Annotated in this window: 13 protein-coding genes; 6 read left to right on the plus strand and 7 right to left on the minus strand. The window is 40.9% G+C overall.

Translation table 11 applies throughout. From position 1 onward, the window contains the following. Positions 1 to 135: 135 nt before the first annotated feature. Positions 136 to 2,328 carry a glycoside hydrolase family 3 C-terminal domain-containing protein gene (locus QJ048_RS13130; RefSeq protein WP_282334829.1) on the minus strand — a complete coding sequence of 731 codons (2,193 nt, stop codon included), beginning with the start codon at positions 2,326 to 2,328 and terminating at the stop codon, positions 136 to 138. A gap of 301 nt (positions 2,329 to 2,629) precedes the next feature. Here QJ048_RS13130 and QJ048_RS13135 point away from each other — a divergent pair, with 301 nt between their 5' ends. Both QJ048_RS13135 and uxuA read left to right on the plus strand, forming a co-directional pair. Further along, positions 2,630 to 3,685 carry a LacI family DNA-binding transcriptional regulator gene (locus QJ048_RS13135; protein WP_282334830.1) on the plus strand — a complete coding sequence of 352 codons (1,056 nt, stop codon included), beginning with the start codon at positions 2,630 to 2,632 and terminating at the stop codon, positions 3,683 to 3,685. A gap of 404 nt (positions 3,686 to 4,089) precedes the next feature. Beyond that, positions 4,090 to 5,256: a mannonate dehydratase gene (gene uxuA / locus QJ048_RS13140; RefSeq protein ID WP_282334831.1), complete on the plus strand. Its 1,167-nt coding sequence runs from the start codon at positions 4,090 to 4,092 to the stop codon at positions 5,254 to 5,256. Positions 5,257 to 5,467: 211 nt separating this feature from the next. Here uxuA and QJ048_RS13145 read toward each other — a convergent pair whose 3' ends face one another. The 4 genes from QJ048_RS13145 to QJ048_RS13160 form a co-directional block, all read right to left on the minus strand. Further along, complete coding sequence (locus tag QJ048_RS13145; protein ID WP_282334833.1) at positions 5,468 to 7,255, minus strand: chloride channel protein; 1,788 nt, start codon at positions 7,253 to 7,255, stop codon at positions 5,468 to 5,470. A 149-nt stretch (positions 7,256 to 7,404) separates the two neighbouring features. Beyond that, entirely contained in the window at positions 7,405 to 8,085 is a 681-nt protein-coding gene (locus tag QJ048_RS13150) for an SDR family NAD(P)-dependent oxidoreductase (RefSeq protein WP_282334834.1), read from the minus strand. A gap of 320 nt (positions 8,086 to 8,405) precedes the next feature. Next, positions 8,406 to 8,654, minus strand: a complete 249-nt coding sequence (locus tag QJ048_RS13155; protein ID WP_282334835.1) for a type B 50S ribosomal protein L31 — start codon at positions 8,652 to 8,654, stop codon at positions 8,406 to 8,408. Positions 8,655 to 8,834: 180 nt separating this feature from the next. Then, on the minus strand, positions 8,835 to 10,559 hold the full coding sequence (locus tag QJ048_RS13160; protein WP_282334836.1) for a phospho-sugar mutase: 1,725 nt from the start codon (positions 10,557 to 10,559) through the stop codon (positions 8,835 to 8,837). Positions 10,560 to 10,747: 188 nt separating this feature from the next. Between QJ048_RS13160 and QJ048_RS13165 the strand changes: the two genes are divergently transcribed. Next, on the plus strand, positions 10,748 to 11,698 hold the full coding sequence (locus tag QJ048_RS13165) for a DUF2279 domain-containing protein (protein ID WP_282334837.1): 951 nt from the start codon (positions 10,748 to 10,750) through the stop codon (positions 11,696 to 11,698). A gap of 231 nt (positions 11,699 to 11,929) precedes the next feature. On the opposite strand, the gene QJ048_RS13170 is transcribed toward QJ048_RS13165, so the two are convergent. Both QJ048_RS13170 and QJ048_RS13175 read right to left on the minus strand, forming a co-directional pair. Beyond that, positions 11,930 to 12,607 carry an NUMOD4 domain-containing protein gene (locus QJ048_RS13170; protein ID WP_282334838.1) on the minus strand — a complete coding sequence of 226 codons (678 nt, stop codon included), beginning with the start codon at positions 12,605 to 12,607 and terminating at the stop codon, positions 11,930 to 11,932. A gap of 235 nt (positions 12,608 to 12,842) precedes the next feature. Then, a complete protein-coding gene (locus QJ048_RS13175; RefSeq protein ID WP_282334839.1) occupies positions 12,843 to 13,871 on the minus strand; it encodes a DUF481 domain-containing protein in 1,029 nt (342 codons plus the stop codon). Between the two features lie 670 nt (positions 13,872 to 14,541). Here QJ048_RS13175 and QJ048_RS13180 point away from each other — a divergent pair. The 3 genes from QJ048_RS13180 (at position 14,542) to QJ048_RS13190 (ending at position 16,743) form a co-directional block, all read left to right on the plus strand. Further along, the gene (locus QJ048_RS13180; protein ID WP_282334840.1) at positions 14,542 to 15,123 is read left to right on the plus strand and encodes a DUF4136 domain-containing protein; all 582 of its coding nucleotides are present in this window, start codon (positions 14,542 to 14,544) and stop codon (positions 15,121 to 15,123) included. 120 nt (positions 15,124 to 15,243) lie between these two features. After that, positions 15,244 to 15,546 (plus strand): hypothetical protein, encoded by a 303-nt coding sequence (locus tag QJ048_RS13185; protein ID WP_282334841.1) that lies wholly within the window; start codon positions 15,244 to 15,246, stop codon positions 15,544 to 15,546. A gap of 225 nt (positions 15,547 to 15,771) precedes the next feature. Beyond that, positions 15,772 to 16,743, plus strand: a complete 972-nt coding sequence (locus QJ048_RS13190; protein WP_282334842.1) for an HAD family hydrolase — start codon at positions 15,772 to 15,774, stop codon at positions 16,741 to 16,743. Positions 16,744 to 16,755: the final 12 nt, after the last annotated feature.

The following is a 16,755-nucleotide window of genomic DNA, read 5'->3' on the forward strand; positions in this document are numbered from 1 at the left end:
TTGGGTATAAAAGGAAAAATTAAAAAGTCAAAAGTCAAAAAAGGCTGACGTGCACGATCTTCCCATTTAGTAAAGACTGCTCCATGTTTTTGAATTTTTACTTTTGACTTTTTACTTTTGAATTTGAATTTGTCTCTATTCAACAATTGCAACATTTCCCGTTGCCGGTTTAGCAATTCCCAACGTTTCACTTCTTTGCATTGGTGAAGAACCTCCTACATAAAAAGTCACTTTACCAGTTGTTTCAAGGGTTTCGCCATTATCGTTTACAAGGGATAACATTTCCGGAGTTACGGTAAACTTCACCACTTTTGTTGCACCCGCTGCGAGGTTGATTCTTTGAAAACCTTTCAGGCTGTACAACGGCTCGTTTTCACCGGCACCGGGATGAGAAATGTACAATTGCACCACTTCGTCAGACGCCTTGCTGCCTTTATTGGCAACAGTTGTTTCTACGGTCATTGACTGGCCTCTCTTTACATTCTGCGTAGATGTTTTCAAGGTACCATAATCAAATTTTGAGTACGTCAACCCATAGCCAAACGGATACATTGGCTCTTCGGTCATGTAGCGGTACGTTCTGCCCTTCATACCGTAGTCCTCGTATGATGGTAGCTGTTGTAGTGATTTAGGAAATGTAACAGGCAATTTTCCGGAAGGAGATACTTTACCGAAAATGATATCTGCCACAGCGTTTCCGCCTTCTTCACCAGGATACCATGCCAGCAAAACAGCATCAGCCAGTTCATGAATTTCAGAAAGGTTCATGGGAGAGCCTCCTGTAATTACCGCTATTATAGGTTTGGGATTATCTTTTTTCATTTTTCTCAAAAACTCAATCTGATTTTGAGGAATGTTGTAATCAAGCCTGTCACCAAAAGATGGAGAAGCAATTGATTCGCCTTCTTCACCTTCTATCAGTCCATTGATGCCCAATACAACGATTGTAGCATCTGTGTTTCTTGCTTCGTCGGTTGTCCAGTCGATTGGATTGATGTTGTTTCTATCCAGCAAACAACCAGGTCTGTACTGCATTTGACTCTCAGGAGAAATATGAGAAGCGATGCCTTCCATGTAAGTAAACATTTGTGGATTCACTCCATAATAGTTACCTATCAGCGACATTACGTCTGCTGCGTTTGGCCCTGTTACGAAATATTTTTTAAGATCATTTTTCAAAGGAAGCGCTCCATTGTTTTTCAACAATACGATTGACTTCAACGCTACTTCTTTCGACAATGCTCTGTGTTCAGCGCTATTGATAACGTTTGCAGAAATTTTACTGTAAGGATTAGAAGAAGCCGGATCAAAAATACCGAGCTTCATTTTTGTGCGAAGCAAAATAGCCAATGCGCTGTCGATCTCTTTTTCTGTAATCAGTTTTTGTTTTACGGCGTCAATAAGGGAAGCGTATTCGCCGCCGCAATCCAGGCTCACACCGCGTTTCACAGCAAGGGCTGCAGCTTCGGCGCTGTTTGCTACCACCTTATGTCCCTTATAGAAATCCTCGATAGCACCGCAGTCAGAAACCACGTGTCCCTTGAATTTCCACTCATCTCTCAATACATCTTGCAATAAGAATGTGTTACCGCAGCACACTTCACTGTTCGTTCTGTTATAGGCGCACATCACCGCTTCCACGTGAGCTTCAGTTACCAATGCTTTAAACGCCGGTAAATAAGTTTCACGCATATCTTTCATAGAAGCCTTTGCATCAAACTCATGACGCAACCTTTCAGGACCACTATGTACAGCGTAGTGTTTGGCGCAAGCTGCTACTTTTAAATAATTGGGATCATTGCCCTGCAAACCTTTTACAAATGCAACCCCGATTCTTGAAGTAAGGAATGGATCTTCTCCGTATGTTTCCTGGCCACGCCCCCATCTTGGGTCGCGGAATATATTAATATTAGGTGTCCAAAAAGTCAGACCGGCATATTTCTGGCGATAGCCTTTTGCAACGGATACATTATATATTGCACGAGCTTCATCTGAAATGGCTGTTGATACCTTTAAAGCCAGATCAGTATCGAAAGTTGCACTAAGACCGATTGCCTGCGGAAAAACCGTTGCAACGCCTGAACGGGCCACGCCGTGTAAACTTTCGTTCCACCAATTGTATTCGGGAATTTGAAGGCGGGGGATTGCGGCATTGCTATTCATCATCTGGCTCACTTTTTCTTCCAGTGTCATCCTCTTTAACAGATCCTGAACGCGGACCTCACGAGCCTTTGTAACATCTAAATAAACGGGCTTGCTGGTTTGTGCCTGAAGCATCGAAACAGCAGTGAAAATTCCGATCGCAGTTGTGCAGAATCTTTGTCTCATATGGCTTATAAATAGTCTTATAGCGAAAAAAGCAATCTCTCGTTTGTGTCCTTTTAGTTTTGGTAAGACACGTTCGGCATAAACACTCTGCTAATATCAGAATTTTTTTTGTATTTGCAACCGATTGCATAAAAATTTTCAAAAAAAAGTTAATTTAGTACCCAGAATCAACACGCAAACGATTGTATGAAATACGCATGATAAGAGTTTTGGCCCCAAAAAGCCCGATTATTGCATGCGAATTCCCTGCCCCACCAGGTTGTTCCGGGGGCATCTTGACCAATAAAATGAAAATTCACAGATGAAAGAAGACAAAGAGATTACTATATACGACCTTGCCAAGCATTTGAAGATATCCGCAGCCACCGTTAGCCGTAGTTTGAAGGATCATCCGGGCATTAGTAAGTCAACCAAGAAAAAGGTTCAGGAAGCCGCTAAAGAAATGGGCTACCGCTCGAACAATTTTGCCAGGAACCTGAGAAAACAAAAAACGAACACCATTGGTGTAATTGTTCCCAAGCTTAACAGTTATTTCGTTTCTTCCGCTATTGCAGGTATGGAAAAAATAGCCAACGAGAATGGCTATAATCTTATCATTAGCCAGTCACTGGAGTCTGTAAAGAAGGAAATCGCCAACACCATCACGATGTTCAACAGCCGCGTAGATGGCCTGCTGGTTTCTCTTGCTTATGATACTGAGAACATGGAGCACTTTGATGTGTTTTTCGACAAAAATATTCCTGTTGTTTTCTTCGACCGTGTGTACGAAGACAGCCGCAGCCTCAATGTTATTATTGACAACTATCGCAATGCTTACGACATTACGAAACACCTGGTGGACGAAGGTTGCCAGCGCATCATGCATATTGCGGGCAACCTCACAAGAAACGTATACGCTGAAAGATGCCGTGGTTATAAAGATGCGTTGCGTGACGCCGGCGTTGAGTTCCAGGACGAACTTTTGATCGTTAACGAGCTAAGCGAAGAAGCAGGTAAAGAGCTCGGCAAAAAAATATTGCAAATGCAAAACAAGCCAGATGCTGTGTTTGTGGCTAACGATGTATGTGCCGCTAATTGTATGCAAATCATTAAAACGGCAGGCTACTCAATTCCCGGCGATATTGCATTTGCAGGCTTCAACAACGATCCTATTTCAAAGATTGTGGAGCCACATCTTACGACCGTTAATTATCCATGTTATGAAATGGGGGAAATGGCCATGCGTAACCTCATCGATCACCTTACAGGCGATGGCAGTATCAGCACGACCAACAAGATCATTCTGCGTTCGGAGATCGTAGTGAGAGCATCGAGCCTGAAAGGAAAGGGCAACAATCAGGGCCTGCATATTGCTTAACGAGTGCCATGGTTCGTGTTTCCACGAACCATTTTTTTGCGGCAGCGGTTTCGTGAAAACACGAACAACGGCACAGGTCTGGCAGCCGAAATGTAGTGTCAATCAGAGCCCGTCGAAAGGTATAACAATAATTACAGTTTTTATTAGGTAGTCAGCAGTTGAATAGCACTCAGCATCCTTGCGTCGCACACTTTAGCATTCGTAATTCTATTGGACGATGAGGTATTAATTTTTGACTTTTTACTTTTTACTTTTGCCTTAACACCATCGGGAACGTTTCCAAAAATAAACTGTGTATGCCTTTTTCAATTTCCTGATATTTCTTAGCTCATTCACGGCTCAAACCTTTAGTTTTGCTGCCCGGAACTCATAACTCATAACTTATAACTCATAACTCAATACTTATGAAATTAATGGAACAAACGATGCGTTGGTACGGCCCAAATGATCCGGTGAGTCTTTGGGATATCAGACAGTCTGGTTGTACAGGCGTAGTTACCGCATTGCACCATGTGCCTGTTGGCGACATCTGGACAGTGGAAGAAATTAACAAAAGAAAACAGCAAGTAGAAAGCGCAGGCCTTACATGGACAGTGATTGAGAGCTTGCCGGTTCACGAAGACATCAAAAAACAAATTGGCAATTACAAACAATATATCGAGAACTACAAGGTGAGTCTGCGCAATGTGGCAGCTTGCGGTTTAAAAGTAGTTACCTACAACTTCATGCCTATCCTTGACTGGATGCGCACGGAGATCAACTATGTAATGCCTGATGGCAGTAAAGCGCTTTATTTTGAGAAATCAGCATTCATTGCATTTGATCTCTTTATTTTAAAACGTCCTAATGCAGAAGCCGACTATGCTGCCGAAGAAATAAGCAAAGCGAAAACAAGATTTTCAACAATGACTCCTGAAGAAAAAGAGACGTTGTATAAAAATGCATTGCTTGGCTTGCCCGGAAGTGAAGAAAGATTTACAGAAGAACAAATATTAAAAGCATTAAAAACATACGAAGGCATTGATGCGCAAAAACTGAAACAACATTTGTTTTATTTCTTACAACAGGTTGTTCCCGTTGCTGAAGAAGCAGGATTAAAAATGGCGATCCATCCAGACGATCCTCCCTACCCTATCCTTGGCTTGCCACGTATTGTAAGCACGGAAAAAGATGCGTTGGAATTGATCAATGCCGCTCCTTCTCCTGCAAATGGTTTGTGCTATTGCACAGGTTCGTATGGTGTGCGCACCGACAATGATTTGGCGGGCATGGTTAAACGTCTCGGCGATCATATTCACTTCATTCACTTACGCAGCACTAAACGTGATGTAGAAGGCAATTTCTTTGAAGCAGATCACCTCGACGGCGACGTTGATATGTTTGCAGTGGTAAAAGAGATCGTTTTGTTAATGCAAAAAAGAAATCAATCCATTCCAATGCGTCCAGATCATGGTCATCAGATGTTGGATGATTTGAAGAAAACAACTTATCCCGGCTATTCCGCAATCGGCAGATTGAGAGGCATCGCGGAATTGAGAGGTTTGGAATTGGGTATCGCGAGATCGTTGTAGAGTTGAAAGTTGAAAATGGGCGTTGAGAATTGATTTCAATTTGATACAACTGAATATAAAGCCCCGGCAGGTTTCACCTACCGGGGCTTATTGTTTTTCAGTGGAGCTCGATGTTTTGCGGAGACGCGTTCAACGCGTCTCTACGGTCGACTGCTGACAGAAATCCTATGACGCAGCACACAATGCATTTTCAACTTTCAACTTTCAATTTTCAATTATCATAAAGGTCACTCTGCGCCGAAATAATTTGCCTGTACTGTTCGAATATTTTTGTTTTGGAAATGAAGCCGATGAATTTCCTGTCTTCCGATAACACAGGCAAATACCAACTGTGTGTTAGATCGAATTTTTCCATTACACGTGTCATGCTTTCGCCTGCGTAGATAACATCCGGCGCTTTTTTCATGATCTGACGAATGCTTACTTTGTCAAACAACTCGGGATTGAACATTTGTTTTTTTACATCATTCAACTCAACAATGCCGATGAAGTTTCCTTTTTTGTCCCCTACTGCAAATATATTTTTATCACTCAGCTTGATCATTTCCACCAAATCGCGCAGCGAACTATCAATGGAAATGCTTTGATAATTATTCTTGATGATATCGCTTAGCTGAATCGATGTCAAAATATTCTGTTCTCGTTTGTGTGTAAATATTTGGCCTTCTAGTGCAAGTTTTCGCGTTTCCATTGAATAAGGCTGATAGTGTTTCACAATGAAAAATGACATGGAAGAAACGATCATCAATGGAATGATAAGTTCGTAGCCGCTTGTAATTTCAGCGATAAGAAATATCGCGGTGAGCGGGCAATACATTACACCACTCAATACACCCGCCATGCCAACGAGACTAAAGTTTCCCACGGGTGTATCAAACCATTTTGTTGCATTCAATAATTTGGAAAAAAAGAAGCCAAGGTAAGCTCCTACAAACAGCGACGGCGCAAAGTTTCCGCCATTTCCGCCGCTACCAATCGTGATACCCGCAGCCATCGGTTTCAATAGCATTACTGCTCCGACAAAAACAATTACCGCCCATTCATTGTTCATCAAAGCGAACAGTCTTGTATTGTCGTGAATGATATTGCTGTCGCCGTTTGCCACCAATTTCACGCTGTCATACCCTTCGCCAAAAAGAGTCGGAAATAAAATGTAAATGATCAATAGGAAGAATCCGCCGATCAATGCTTTTGCATATGGATTCAAACGCCAATCGTGCATTTTGTGTTCTACTTTCTTAAACACATTTGCGTAGTACAAAGAAATGAAACCACACAACGCACCAAGCAATATATAAAACGGCACATTGTAATAATTAAAAGTTTGCTTCAGTACGAAGTTGAAAAGAATATTCTCATTTAATATGATCTTAGAACACAACGCACCGATCACTGCAGATATAATCAACGGGATAAAATAGCTGATGATCGTTTCTGCCAGCAACACCTCTATGGCGAATATTACACCGGCGATCGGCGCATTGAATACGGCAGCAATACCGGCCGCTGCACCACATGCTATCAGCAATGTTCTCTCCTGGTAATTAAGCTGATGAATGCGTGCAAGATTGGAACCAACAGCCGACCCCGTCGCAACGATTGGCGCCTCCAGCCCCACAGACCCTCCTAACGCAACGGTGACGGAGCTCGTTACAACATGCATGTAAGTATGGCTGAAAGGAATAAAAGACGATCTTCTTGCGATGGATCGCAGCACCATTGCAATTCCTTTTTCTATATGGCCCCCATAAAATTTATAAATGATAATTACTGTAATCAGTAATCCCAAACCTGGAAACAAAAGGTAAGAAAAACGCGACAAAGGAATTTCGCTGATCCATTTTTCAATATAGTGAACTGCTGTTTTTAAAAGAACAGCTATCAATCCAGAACACAAACCCACCAAACTCGCGACAATCATTATATACTGCACCCGGTTGACTTTTTCCCGCAAATAGCTAAAGAGTGAACTGTAGGCTGTTTTTAACTTTTGCTTCATGTGCAAACTTAGGAAGGAATTAGGAATTAGAAATTAGGAAATAGGAATTAAGTAGCCCGGAAACATGTTTAGCGTAGCTACAAACAAAATGAGACGAATGGTTATAACGAATGTTGCACCTAAACCAATTCCTAGGTTCTAATTCCTATTTAATATAACTTATACACCGCTTGCTTTACCACATTCGACTTATCATTAAAAATAAATGAGAATACTTCAGCAATATCTTCCGGCTTTGACCATTTGCTGAAATCCGCATCTGGCATATCTTTCCTGTTCTGAGGAGTGTCGATGGTTTGAGGAACAACAACGGATGTATTTACATTTTTACCATCAGCAGATGCATTCAATATTTCTGCGAAAGAATACAATAGAGATTTGCTTAATGAATAGGCGATCATATTTTTTGCCATGTGCGGCTCCGTTGCTGGTTTCGCACCCACGAAAACTATTTTACCATTGTTATTCGACAGCATGTGATTGAACAATGGCTTGGCAACATTGAATGCAGTAGCAAAGTTCAGGCGGATCATTTTCTCCATATCTTCCAACTGCATATCATTTATATTGCTCATGGCAAAACCGCCTACGAGCAAAGCAGCGCCATCTATCTGGCCATATTTTTCAATAACGGTTTCACTGAATGTCCACGCATCTTCATGTTTGGTAAGATCTATATCGTGCAGCTCGAAGTTGCTGTTATCTCTTGCAAAGCCCAGTGTATTTCCTGATGATCCAACGGCAATCACTCTATTGCCATCGGCCAATATCTTTTTTACCACAGCAACCCCGAGGTTGCCATTTGCTCCTGTGACAATGATGTTCTTCATGTTTAATGCTTGGGAGGCTAAAATAATGATTTTTTCGATGAAGAGAGGAACGCAGATGACGCTGATTGGACTGATTTGCGCTGATTTTGTTTGCTTACTGTTGGTTAACATTACTTCTGTTGAACGGAGCGTCGCAACGCAGATTAATCAGGGCTCAAATGCCGACCTCAACATTCCTGAATCGCTGCAAGCCGCATGAAGAATTGCACAAAATAGATCTGCGTAAATCAGTCCAATCAGCGTCATCAGTGTGCCACCGACCTAAAACAAAAATCCCGAAGCGTAAGCTCCGGGATAATATTTTGTAGAAACTGCTAAAACTATTTTTTCGCGTATTTCTTTTTGAATTTGTCGATACGACCTGCTGTATCAACCAATACGTTCTTACCAGTAAAGAAAGGGTGAGAAGTGTTAGAAATCTCCAATTTAATAACCGGATATTCTTTGCCATCTTCCCAGGTAATAGTTTCTTTAGAATTGGCAGTTGATTTACCTAAAAATGTTTCGCCGTTACTCATGTCTTTAAATACAACAAATTTGTAACTAGCTGGATGGATACCTTGTTTCATAACTCTTTGATTTTAAGGTGCATACGGATTTTGCCGTATACTTATAAAAATTTGGACTGCAAAGATAGGATTAAAAGGCAAAATTAAAAAGTAAAAATTAAAAACCTTTTAAATGCCAGATTGATTATCAAAATGTTGCACCTAAAATTTTCGACTTTTTATTTTTGACTTTTTACTTTTTTACAGCTTCATATCCTTAATAATGCCGTCTATTTTCGCGTCCAAAGCCTTTTCAGTTGCCTCGAACTCAGCGGCATTTGCCAGTTTCGTATTTACGCTGAAATAGAATTTGATCTTTGGCTCTGTACCGCTTGGTCTTGCAGAGATTTTGCTTCCATCTGCTAAAATGAACTGTAATACGTTGCTTTTTGGCAAAGTGATATTCCAAGTTTCGCCTGTTTGCAGATTTTTACCTTCCAGCTTTTCGTAATCCAGTAATTGAGCAACGGCCACGCCATTGATTTCTTTTGGAGGATTGCTTCTGTAAGTTTCCATCATTGCAGCAATTTGCTGCTGGCCATCCATTCCCTTTTTGGTAATAGAAATCAGGCGCTCTTTGTAGAACCCGTATTGTACATACAGATCAATCAATTTGTCGTACAGCGTTCTGCCCTTGTTCTTTTCGTAAGCAACCATTTCGCACAATAATGCAACGGCACTTACCGCATCTTTATCGCGTACTTTATCGCCGATCATTAAGCCGTAGCTTTCTTCACCGCCAACGATATAGTTTTCTTTGCTTTCTTTCTCTTTGATCAATTCTGCGATCCATTTGAAACCTGTCAACACATCATAGCAATTAATTTTACTTTGACGTGCGATCTCATTGATCATATCTGTGGTAACGATGGTTTTCACAACCATGTCATTTGGCTGCGCCAAACCTTTTACTTTGCGTGCTTCGATCATATAGTTGAAAGCCAGTACAGCAGTTTGGTTGCCATTCATCAGCACCCAGTTGCCCTGTCTGTCTTTCATGCCAATACCCACACGGTCAGCATCAGGGTCTGTACCGAGCAAAATGTCCGCATCCAGTTCCTTTGCTTTTTTCAAACCGATACTCATCGCTTCAGCTTCTTCAGGGTTTGGATAAACAACCGTTGGGAAATTACCGTTTGGCTCTGCCTGCTCCATCACAATATTCACGTTATCGAAACCAAACTCTTTCAGTACATCCGGAACCAGTTTAATACCTGAACCATGAATGGAAGTATAAACGATTTTTAGGTCGTGCTGCTGTTTGATCACTTCAGGGTAAACGCTCAGTCCTTTTACCATATCGATGTACTGCACATCCACTTCATGACCAATGATAGTGATGTTTGCTTCTCCACCACTCCATTTTACTTCATCTACAGAAGCAATTTTTTCAACCTCTTTGATTACATTTTTATCGTGCGGTGGTACCAATTGGCCGCCATCGTTCCAATAAGCTTTGTAACCATTATATTCTTTCGGGTTGTGTGAAGCTGTACAAACCACACCACCCTGGCATTTTTTTAATCTTATAGTGAATGACAGTTCCGGAGTTGGACGCAGGCTTTCAAACAGGAAAACCTTGATGCCATTGGCTGCAAATACGTTGGCCGTTGTTTCAGCAAAAAAGCGACTGTTGTTACGGCAGTCGTGTGCAATTGCTACGCGGATCTCCTCATTTGGAAATTGCAGCTTCAGATAATTTGCATACCCCTGTGTTGCCATTCCAACCGTGTACTTGTTCATGCGGTTGGTTCCAACGCCCATGATACCACGAAGTCCACCAGTTCCAAATTCCAGGTTGCGGTAAAATGATTCTGCTAATTCCTGTGGATTTTCTGATGCAATTTTTTTGATCTCATTTTTTGTTGCTTCATCATAGTTACCATTTAACCATGAGTTGACTTTGTCATTGATCGCGGCATCCATATGTTATATTTTATTTTTAATTATTTAAAAATATTACATTATCAAATTAGTCCGAGGACGACAAAAATAGGAGTTATTCAAACATAATACCATGAACAAAAAATGAATCTTTGCAAAAAAAGTGCTAATCGTAGCATCAAATGAAGATGCGATTGGTTTATTTTCTATTTTTCCGCCTCCTAATGAAGATGATTAAACAACTATTGACGGCCTTGTTACTGTTTTCAACAGTAATGTTGTATAGCTTTAAAGGCCTTGCACAGACTCGTTCTGAAGATTCCGTTCCACATTCTCATTTTAATAAAACAAAATTCTGGATCACCACCGGTGCTCATGTGGGCCTGTGGGTAGGCACATATGTAGCGCTCAACAAAGCATGGTACGCAGATTATCCGAAAGAGAAATTTCATTTCTTTAATGACAACGGCGAATGGAACCAAATGGATAAAGCCGGCCACACATGGACAGCTTACCAAATTGCAAGACTATCTACTGAGGCATGGGAATGGACGGGGTTAAAAGATAAAACAAGCGTTTGGCTGGGCGGCGCAAGTGCGTTGGCATATCAAAGCGTAATAGAAATTCAGGACGGCTTCTCTGCAGAATGGGGTTTTAGCTGGGGAGATATGGCGGCAAATACTGTTGGTGCGGCTTCTTTCGTGGCGCAGGAACTTGGATGGCACGAACAGCGTCTGCAGATAAAATTCAGCTACTATCCATACAAATATCCAACCGATCTGATTGCACGCCGCAACGATCTTTTTGGCAGCGGCACAGGAGAACGGATTTTGAAAGACTATAACTCACAAACCTACTGGCTTAGCGCAAACCTGCATTCTTTCTGGAAAGAAAGCCGCATTCCCAAATGGCTGAATTTTTCATTTGGTTACAGCTCTGACCTAATGCTGGGCGCTTATGAAAATAAATGGACTGACGACAACGGACATGTGTATGATTATACAAATTATCCACGGGTGAGACGTTTCTATATAGCTCCTGATATTGATTTCACTAAAATAAGAACGAAGAGCAAATTGCTTCGCAGTGTGTTCTTCGCATTAAATGCAGTGAAGTTTCCCGCGCCGACATTGGAACTTAATTCACAGGGAAAGCTGAAAGGGCACTGGTTGTATTTTTGACAATTAAGAATTAGGAATTAAGAATTCTTTAAGTGCGATAGACCATAGATAATCGAATCACGTTTTTGCTCAGCAGCGACTATGCGAGTTTTTTCGCTCAATAGACTACAAAGGGGTTTGCTCAAACGAACAATTCCCTTTGTAATCTATTGAATGCCGACAAACAGTTTGTAAGCGGCACAGGACGAATTCTTAATTCCTAATTCCTAATTCTTAATTCCTAATTCTTAATTACTTCGAATACTTCCACTTAAATCCTCCACACTGATTATGCACACCCTTCGCAGTTAATATGATTCCTTTTTCATCGCAACCTGTTTGCCTCGCAGCCTCGCTAACGCTTTCGTAGCGAGCTACGACCCGGCCTTTAAGGTATTGCTTGACTGGTTTGCGACGGGTATAGCCACCATAATTCTTTGGCCACTTGGAGCGGTCGGCAGTTTTTAAATAGGTGTCGTGGCGGCCCCTTTCAAACACACGCTTTTGCTTTTCACTTCTTGTTACCGCCTTTAAATTACTCAGACGATTATTGTAGCCATCACCATCTTTATTGATGATGTACAATTCATCTTTGCTGTAATCAAGATTGGGATCAACAAAAGTTATGTAAATAATGCGTCTTGTGTTGTAGTAGTACTGCGCACCTTCACTGCTAAGGCTTACACGCAGGTCGACCATTGGAACACCGGTTTTGATGTTGCGATTCTCAGCAATCGACTGGCTTAATATTTTCCCCTCAACAAATTGCTCTTTTAATCGCGGATGCGAAATGACACGATCGAGAGATTTAACTCTCCCCATACTTGAAGCCTGGTAAATGCCTTCAAATCCGGGAATATCCTTCCATTTCTCATTACGAATATTAGTTAGCGACTTGTTTTGAAACGGATAGTTCTTAGTGCTACTCAAGTCTAATCAGGCTTTAATACGAGGCTAAGTTATCAAACTATTTGCTTCGTTTCTGCAAATGAGATTAAAATCCATGTTTCTAGGTAGTTTATTTAGGACTGAATAACCGAGTAAATGAGTAACTGAATAACTGAGTGTTTAAAGGTCAGTTTTGCAAAACAAGCCTCACCCATCAATTATTCGATGACTAATTGATTCAACTCTTCAGTTATTCAGTTACTCAGTTATTCGGTTATTAAAACTTATAAGAAATCCCAACCGTCATTCCAAAGTCAAAATTGCTGGAACCTGCAGGGGGCTTGCTATCGTAGTTGGTATATGGATTGATCTTTAAATAGAAGTATCGTATGAGTTGCCATGAAAAACTGGTACTGCCATCGAAACGGACGCGGCCCTTGTCCGTTAAACTGAAGTACAGCGCCTCGCTCGTGCTAATCTGAATATCAGGATGACGAAACTTAAAAAAATTAAAGCGCATGATAATAGGAATCTCCAATGTAACAACTGAAGGAGCGCCATCGTCGGTGCTCTTTTCCTGGTTTACCGCAAGCCCCGTGAGCCCTTGTAATTGCCAGTTTTCCCTTACAAAAAACTTCATTCCACCACCCAACATTTCCTGGTAACGACGGGCTATAGAAAGCTCAAGATTGCGCTGGTACTGCAACATGCCGGCTGCAAACATAGTAGAGTTAATATTATAACCTGAATAAAGTGATATATTTCCCTGGTCACGGGAAAAGTGCGAGGAGTCTATAGAAGAAATGGATGACATTGACAATTCATTTTCAAATAAAGGCGTCGAGTATTGAACTTGCGCACTGACCGACAACTGCCCCACTCTGCTTGACTTCGCATAACTAAAGCCCAATGAAAAATTACCTGTAAGCCTTTGAAAAAAATTCTTTTCCAGCGTGATCAGCTGGCTTATTTCCGTTAAATGAACAGTTACAATTGTGCTATCGTCCATTAATATCTCAGCGTGGTTCAGCTTTAACGAAGGCTTCAGTACACCATAGATAATTCGTTTGTCGACCATTTCCAGTTTCACACGGGTAAACGTCACGATCCGTTTGATTTTATACAGCTTCACGCTTTGCATTTTCAGATCGATATCGTCGATGCTTATTTCTCCCAGGCTTCCATTCTCTATTTTACCGATAAGTACCTGGCCATTATTCAGAAAAATAGAATCCTTTTGCTGAGCCGATGAAGGCAGATAGATGACGGCGACCAATAAAAAGAGCAATGCGTTACGAATGAGCATTCAGTCGATTGTTTAATTCATTTAATATGGTGAAACGAACCCGTTTTACCTTGGGTAACAAAAAAATATTTCCGGTAAAACTGGCTTTTTATAAACCATTTTAAAATCCCATTGTTGTAAGATATCTATCTCTAAGAGCGAAAAACGCTCCCTTAATATTCTTCAACCCTTGCTAAAAACTAATCAACAATTCTAAATCATAATGGTTTATGTGTTCATACATGTATGCGTATCCGAAACCACAGCAAAACCCAATGTAGCTGTTGATATTGATAATTTTATTGTATTTAAAAAAAGTTTGAACATAATGCAAAGTTGCTTGTTGATTACATCATTGCAAGAAAGAACATCTATTTAAACCAACCGGTGTTAACTCCGGATCACGGTGCAAGTGGGTAAGATAGCTTTCACAAAGTTTCTTTGGTGCTTACTCCGTACCCTATATGTAACAAAGCAGTGGCTCGTAGCCGGACATCGGTGACCGGTCCTTAAATCAAATATTCTTTAGTACATGCATCAGGTAAAACATGTAATAATGTTTTACAGAAACACCGGCGTCCGGATACCGGTCTCTGGTACTAAACTGCTACCCTATTTAATGTACAACCAAATTTAATAGATACAACTACTTTATAAATTCCATTTTCTTTTTTTACAAAACAAACAAAATATGAAAAAGATCCTCCTTGTGTTTCTAACTGCTTCTGTCGCAGGATTTATTATGACGTCATGTGGCCCCACAATAAAGGTGACAAGCGACTATGACAAGAATGCAAATTTTTCTCAGTACAAAACATTTGCATTAATTACACCGGATCCAAGCAAACAATCTATTAGCCAGCTTAACCAAAACCGCATCGACAACGCAATCGTTGCCGAGATGAATAAAAAAGGTTTTAAACAAGCTACAGTCGAAGCCGCTGATCTGCTTGTAAACTCAGTAACCATTTTGAAGGACAAACAATCCGTTTCGTCTAACACAAACTATTACGGTTATGGTGGCTACTACAGACCATATGGTTGGGGTGGCGGCATGGGCGCAACAGGCTACACTACCTACAATGTACAGGAGTATAAAGATGGCTCCGTGATTATTGAAGTGGTTGATGCAAAAACAAAAAACCTGTTGTGGGAAGGTATCGGCAACAAAGAAATCGACAAACCAATCAAAGATCCCGATACAAAAATTCCTTTGGCAATACAGAAAATCATGGAAAGCTTCCCTCCGGGTATGGCTCCGGCAAAAAAATAGCATTGGGCTAGCGAACATCCTACCACACAACGTAAGCGGTAATATGCGTGAGAACAGGTATTGATAATGATTGACAATAATTACCACTTATAAATTTTTCACAGGATAAAAGCCCAGCCTATGCCTGCCAAAAGAAGAAAATTTACTGAAGAGGAAAAGCAGCAAATTCTGAATGAGGCAGAACTTTCGGGCATTTCGCAGGCGCTGCACAAATATAAACTGTCGTATAGCGTTTTTCACAGGTGGAAAGAAAAACAGCATCAGGAAAATGCCGAAAAAAATTCACCTGATCTTCAATCTCAAAGCGCTATAAAAAGATTGCTCGAAGAAAATGCTACGCTAAAAAAAATCATAGCGAACCAGGCATTAAAAATTGAACTGCAAGAAGAAAAAATAAGTAAACAGAACAAAAGTAGTAAGTAGCATTTCCACAACATATCAGAATATCTATTGGGTTTGTAGCAATGCAAACCCAATAGTTTTTCAAGAGTTACGGGGTATCGGTTTGGTTTTGTGTATTGACAGTTGAACGAGACTACTGAATCACGAGAGCCATCATTTTCAACTATCAATTTCCGACTCTTAATATAGAACACCGCACCTGTTAATTCTTAATTATTAATTATTAATTGTCCGTTGACTTATTTTATGAGAAAAAGCACAACTCTTTTAATAATCATCTTTTGCAGCATTTTAATAAACGTTTCGTTTGCTCAAGATGATCCTTTGCGCTCCTGGAACAATGACAGCCTGAAAGGCAGCATCATTGCTTTTGTAAAAAGCGTTACCACAGAGGGCACTTCCACTTTCGTTCCTGCAGAAGATCGTGTAGCAACATTTGACAACGATGGTACCCTATGGTGCGAAAAGCCCTTGATACAAGGCATCTTCGCAATGTACAGGGCAAAAAAAATGATCGGTAAAAATCCGGCGCTCAAACAAAAGCAACCATTTAAGGCCATCGCATCCAATGACATGACCTATATCAAAAGTATGTCGGAGCAGGATTTGATAAAGCTGGTAGCTGTTACACATACAGGATTGACAGAAGAAGAATATGAAAAAGAAGTGGCAGACTTTTTTGCAAATGCGAAAGCTCCAAACGGCAAATCCATTGAAGAGCTCGTATACAAGCCACAGGTAGAACTCTTGCAATATCTGCGTGCAAATGGTTTTAAGACGTATATCTGCTCAGGCGGAACAGTTGATTTTATGCGCGCCATTTCAACAAAATATTATGGTATTCCCCCTGAACAGGTTATAGGTTCCACATTTGTTTATGTGTATAAAGACAGTGCCGGTATTAATGACATTTATCGCACGCCCAAACTAAATACTTTTAACGACAAGCAGGTGAAACCTGTGAGCATACAATACCACATCGGTAAACGTCCCATATTCGCCTGCGGCAATGAAGGCGGCGGCGGCGACATCTATATGCTGCGATTTTCACAAGGCAATAAATACCCTTCCTATCAACTCCTCATAAATCATGATGACAAAGAACGCGAATTCTATTACCAGGAAAAGGATAACAAGTCGTTGAACTGGGCAAAAAAATTTGGTTGGAACATAGTAAGTATGAAAGGAAACTGGAAAACAATTTTTGTCGCTGACTAAGCGCAATCCCCC

This window comes from Pinibacter soli (genome assembly GCF_029961145.1).
Classification (GTDB): domain Bacteria; phylum Bacteroidota; class Bacteroidia; order Chitinophagales; family Chitinophagaceae; genus Pinibacter; species Pinibacter soli.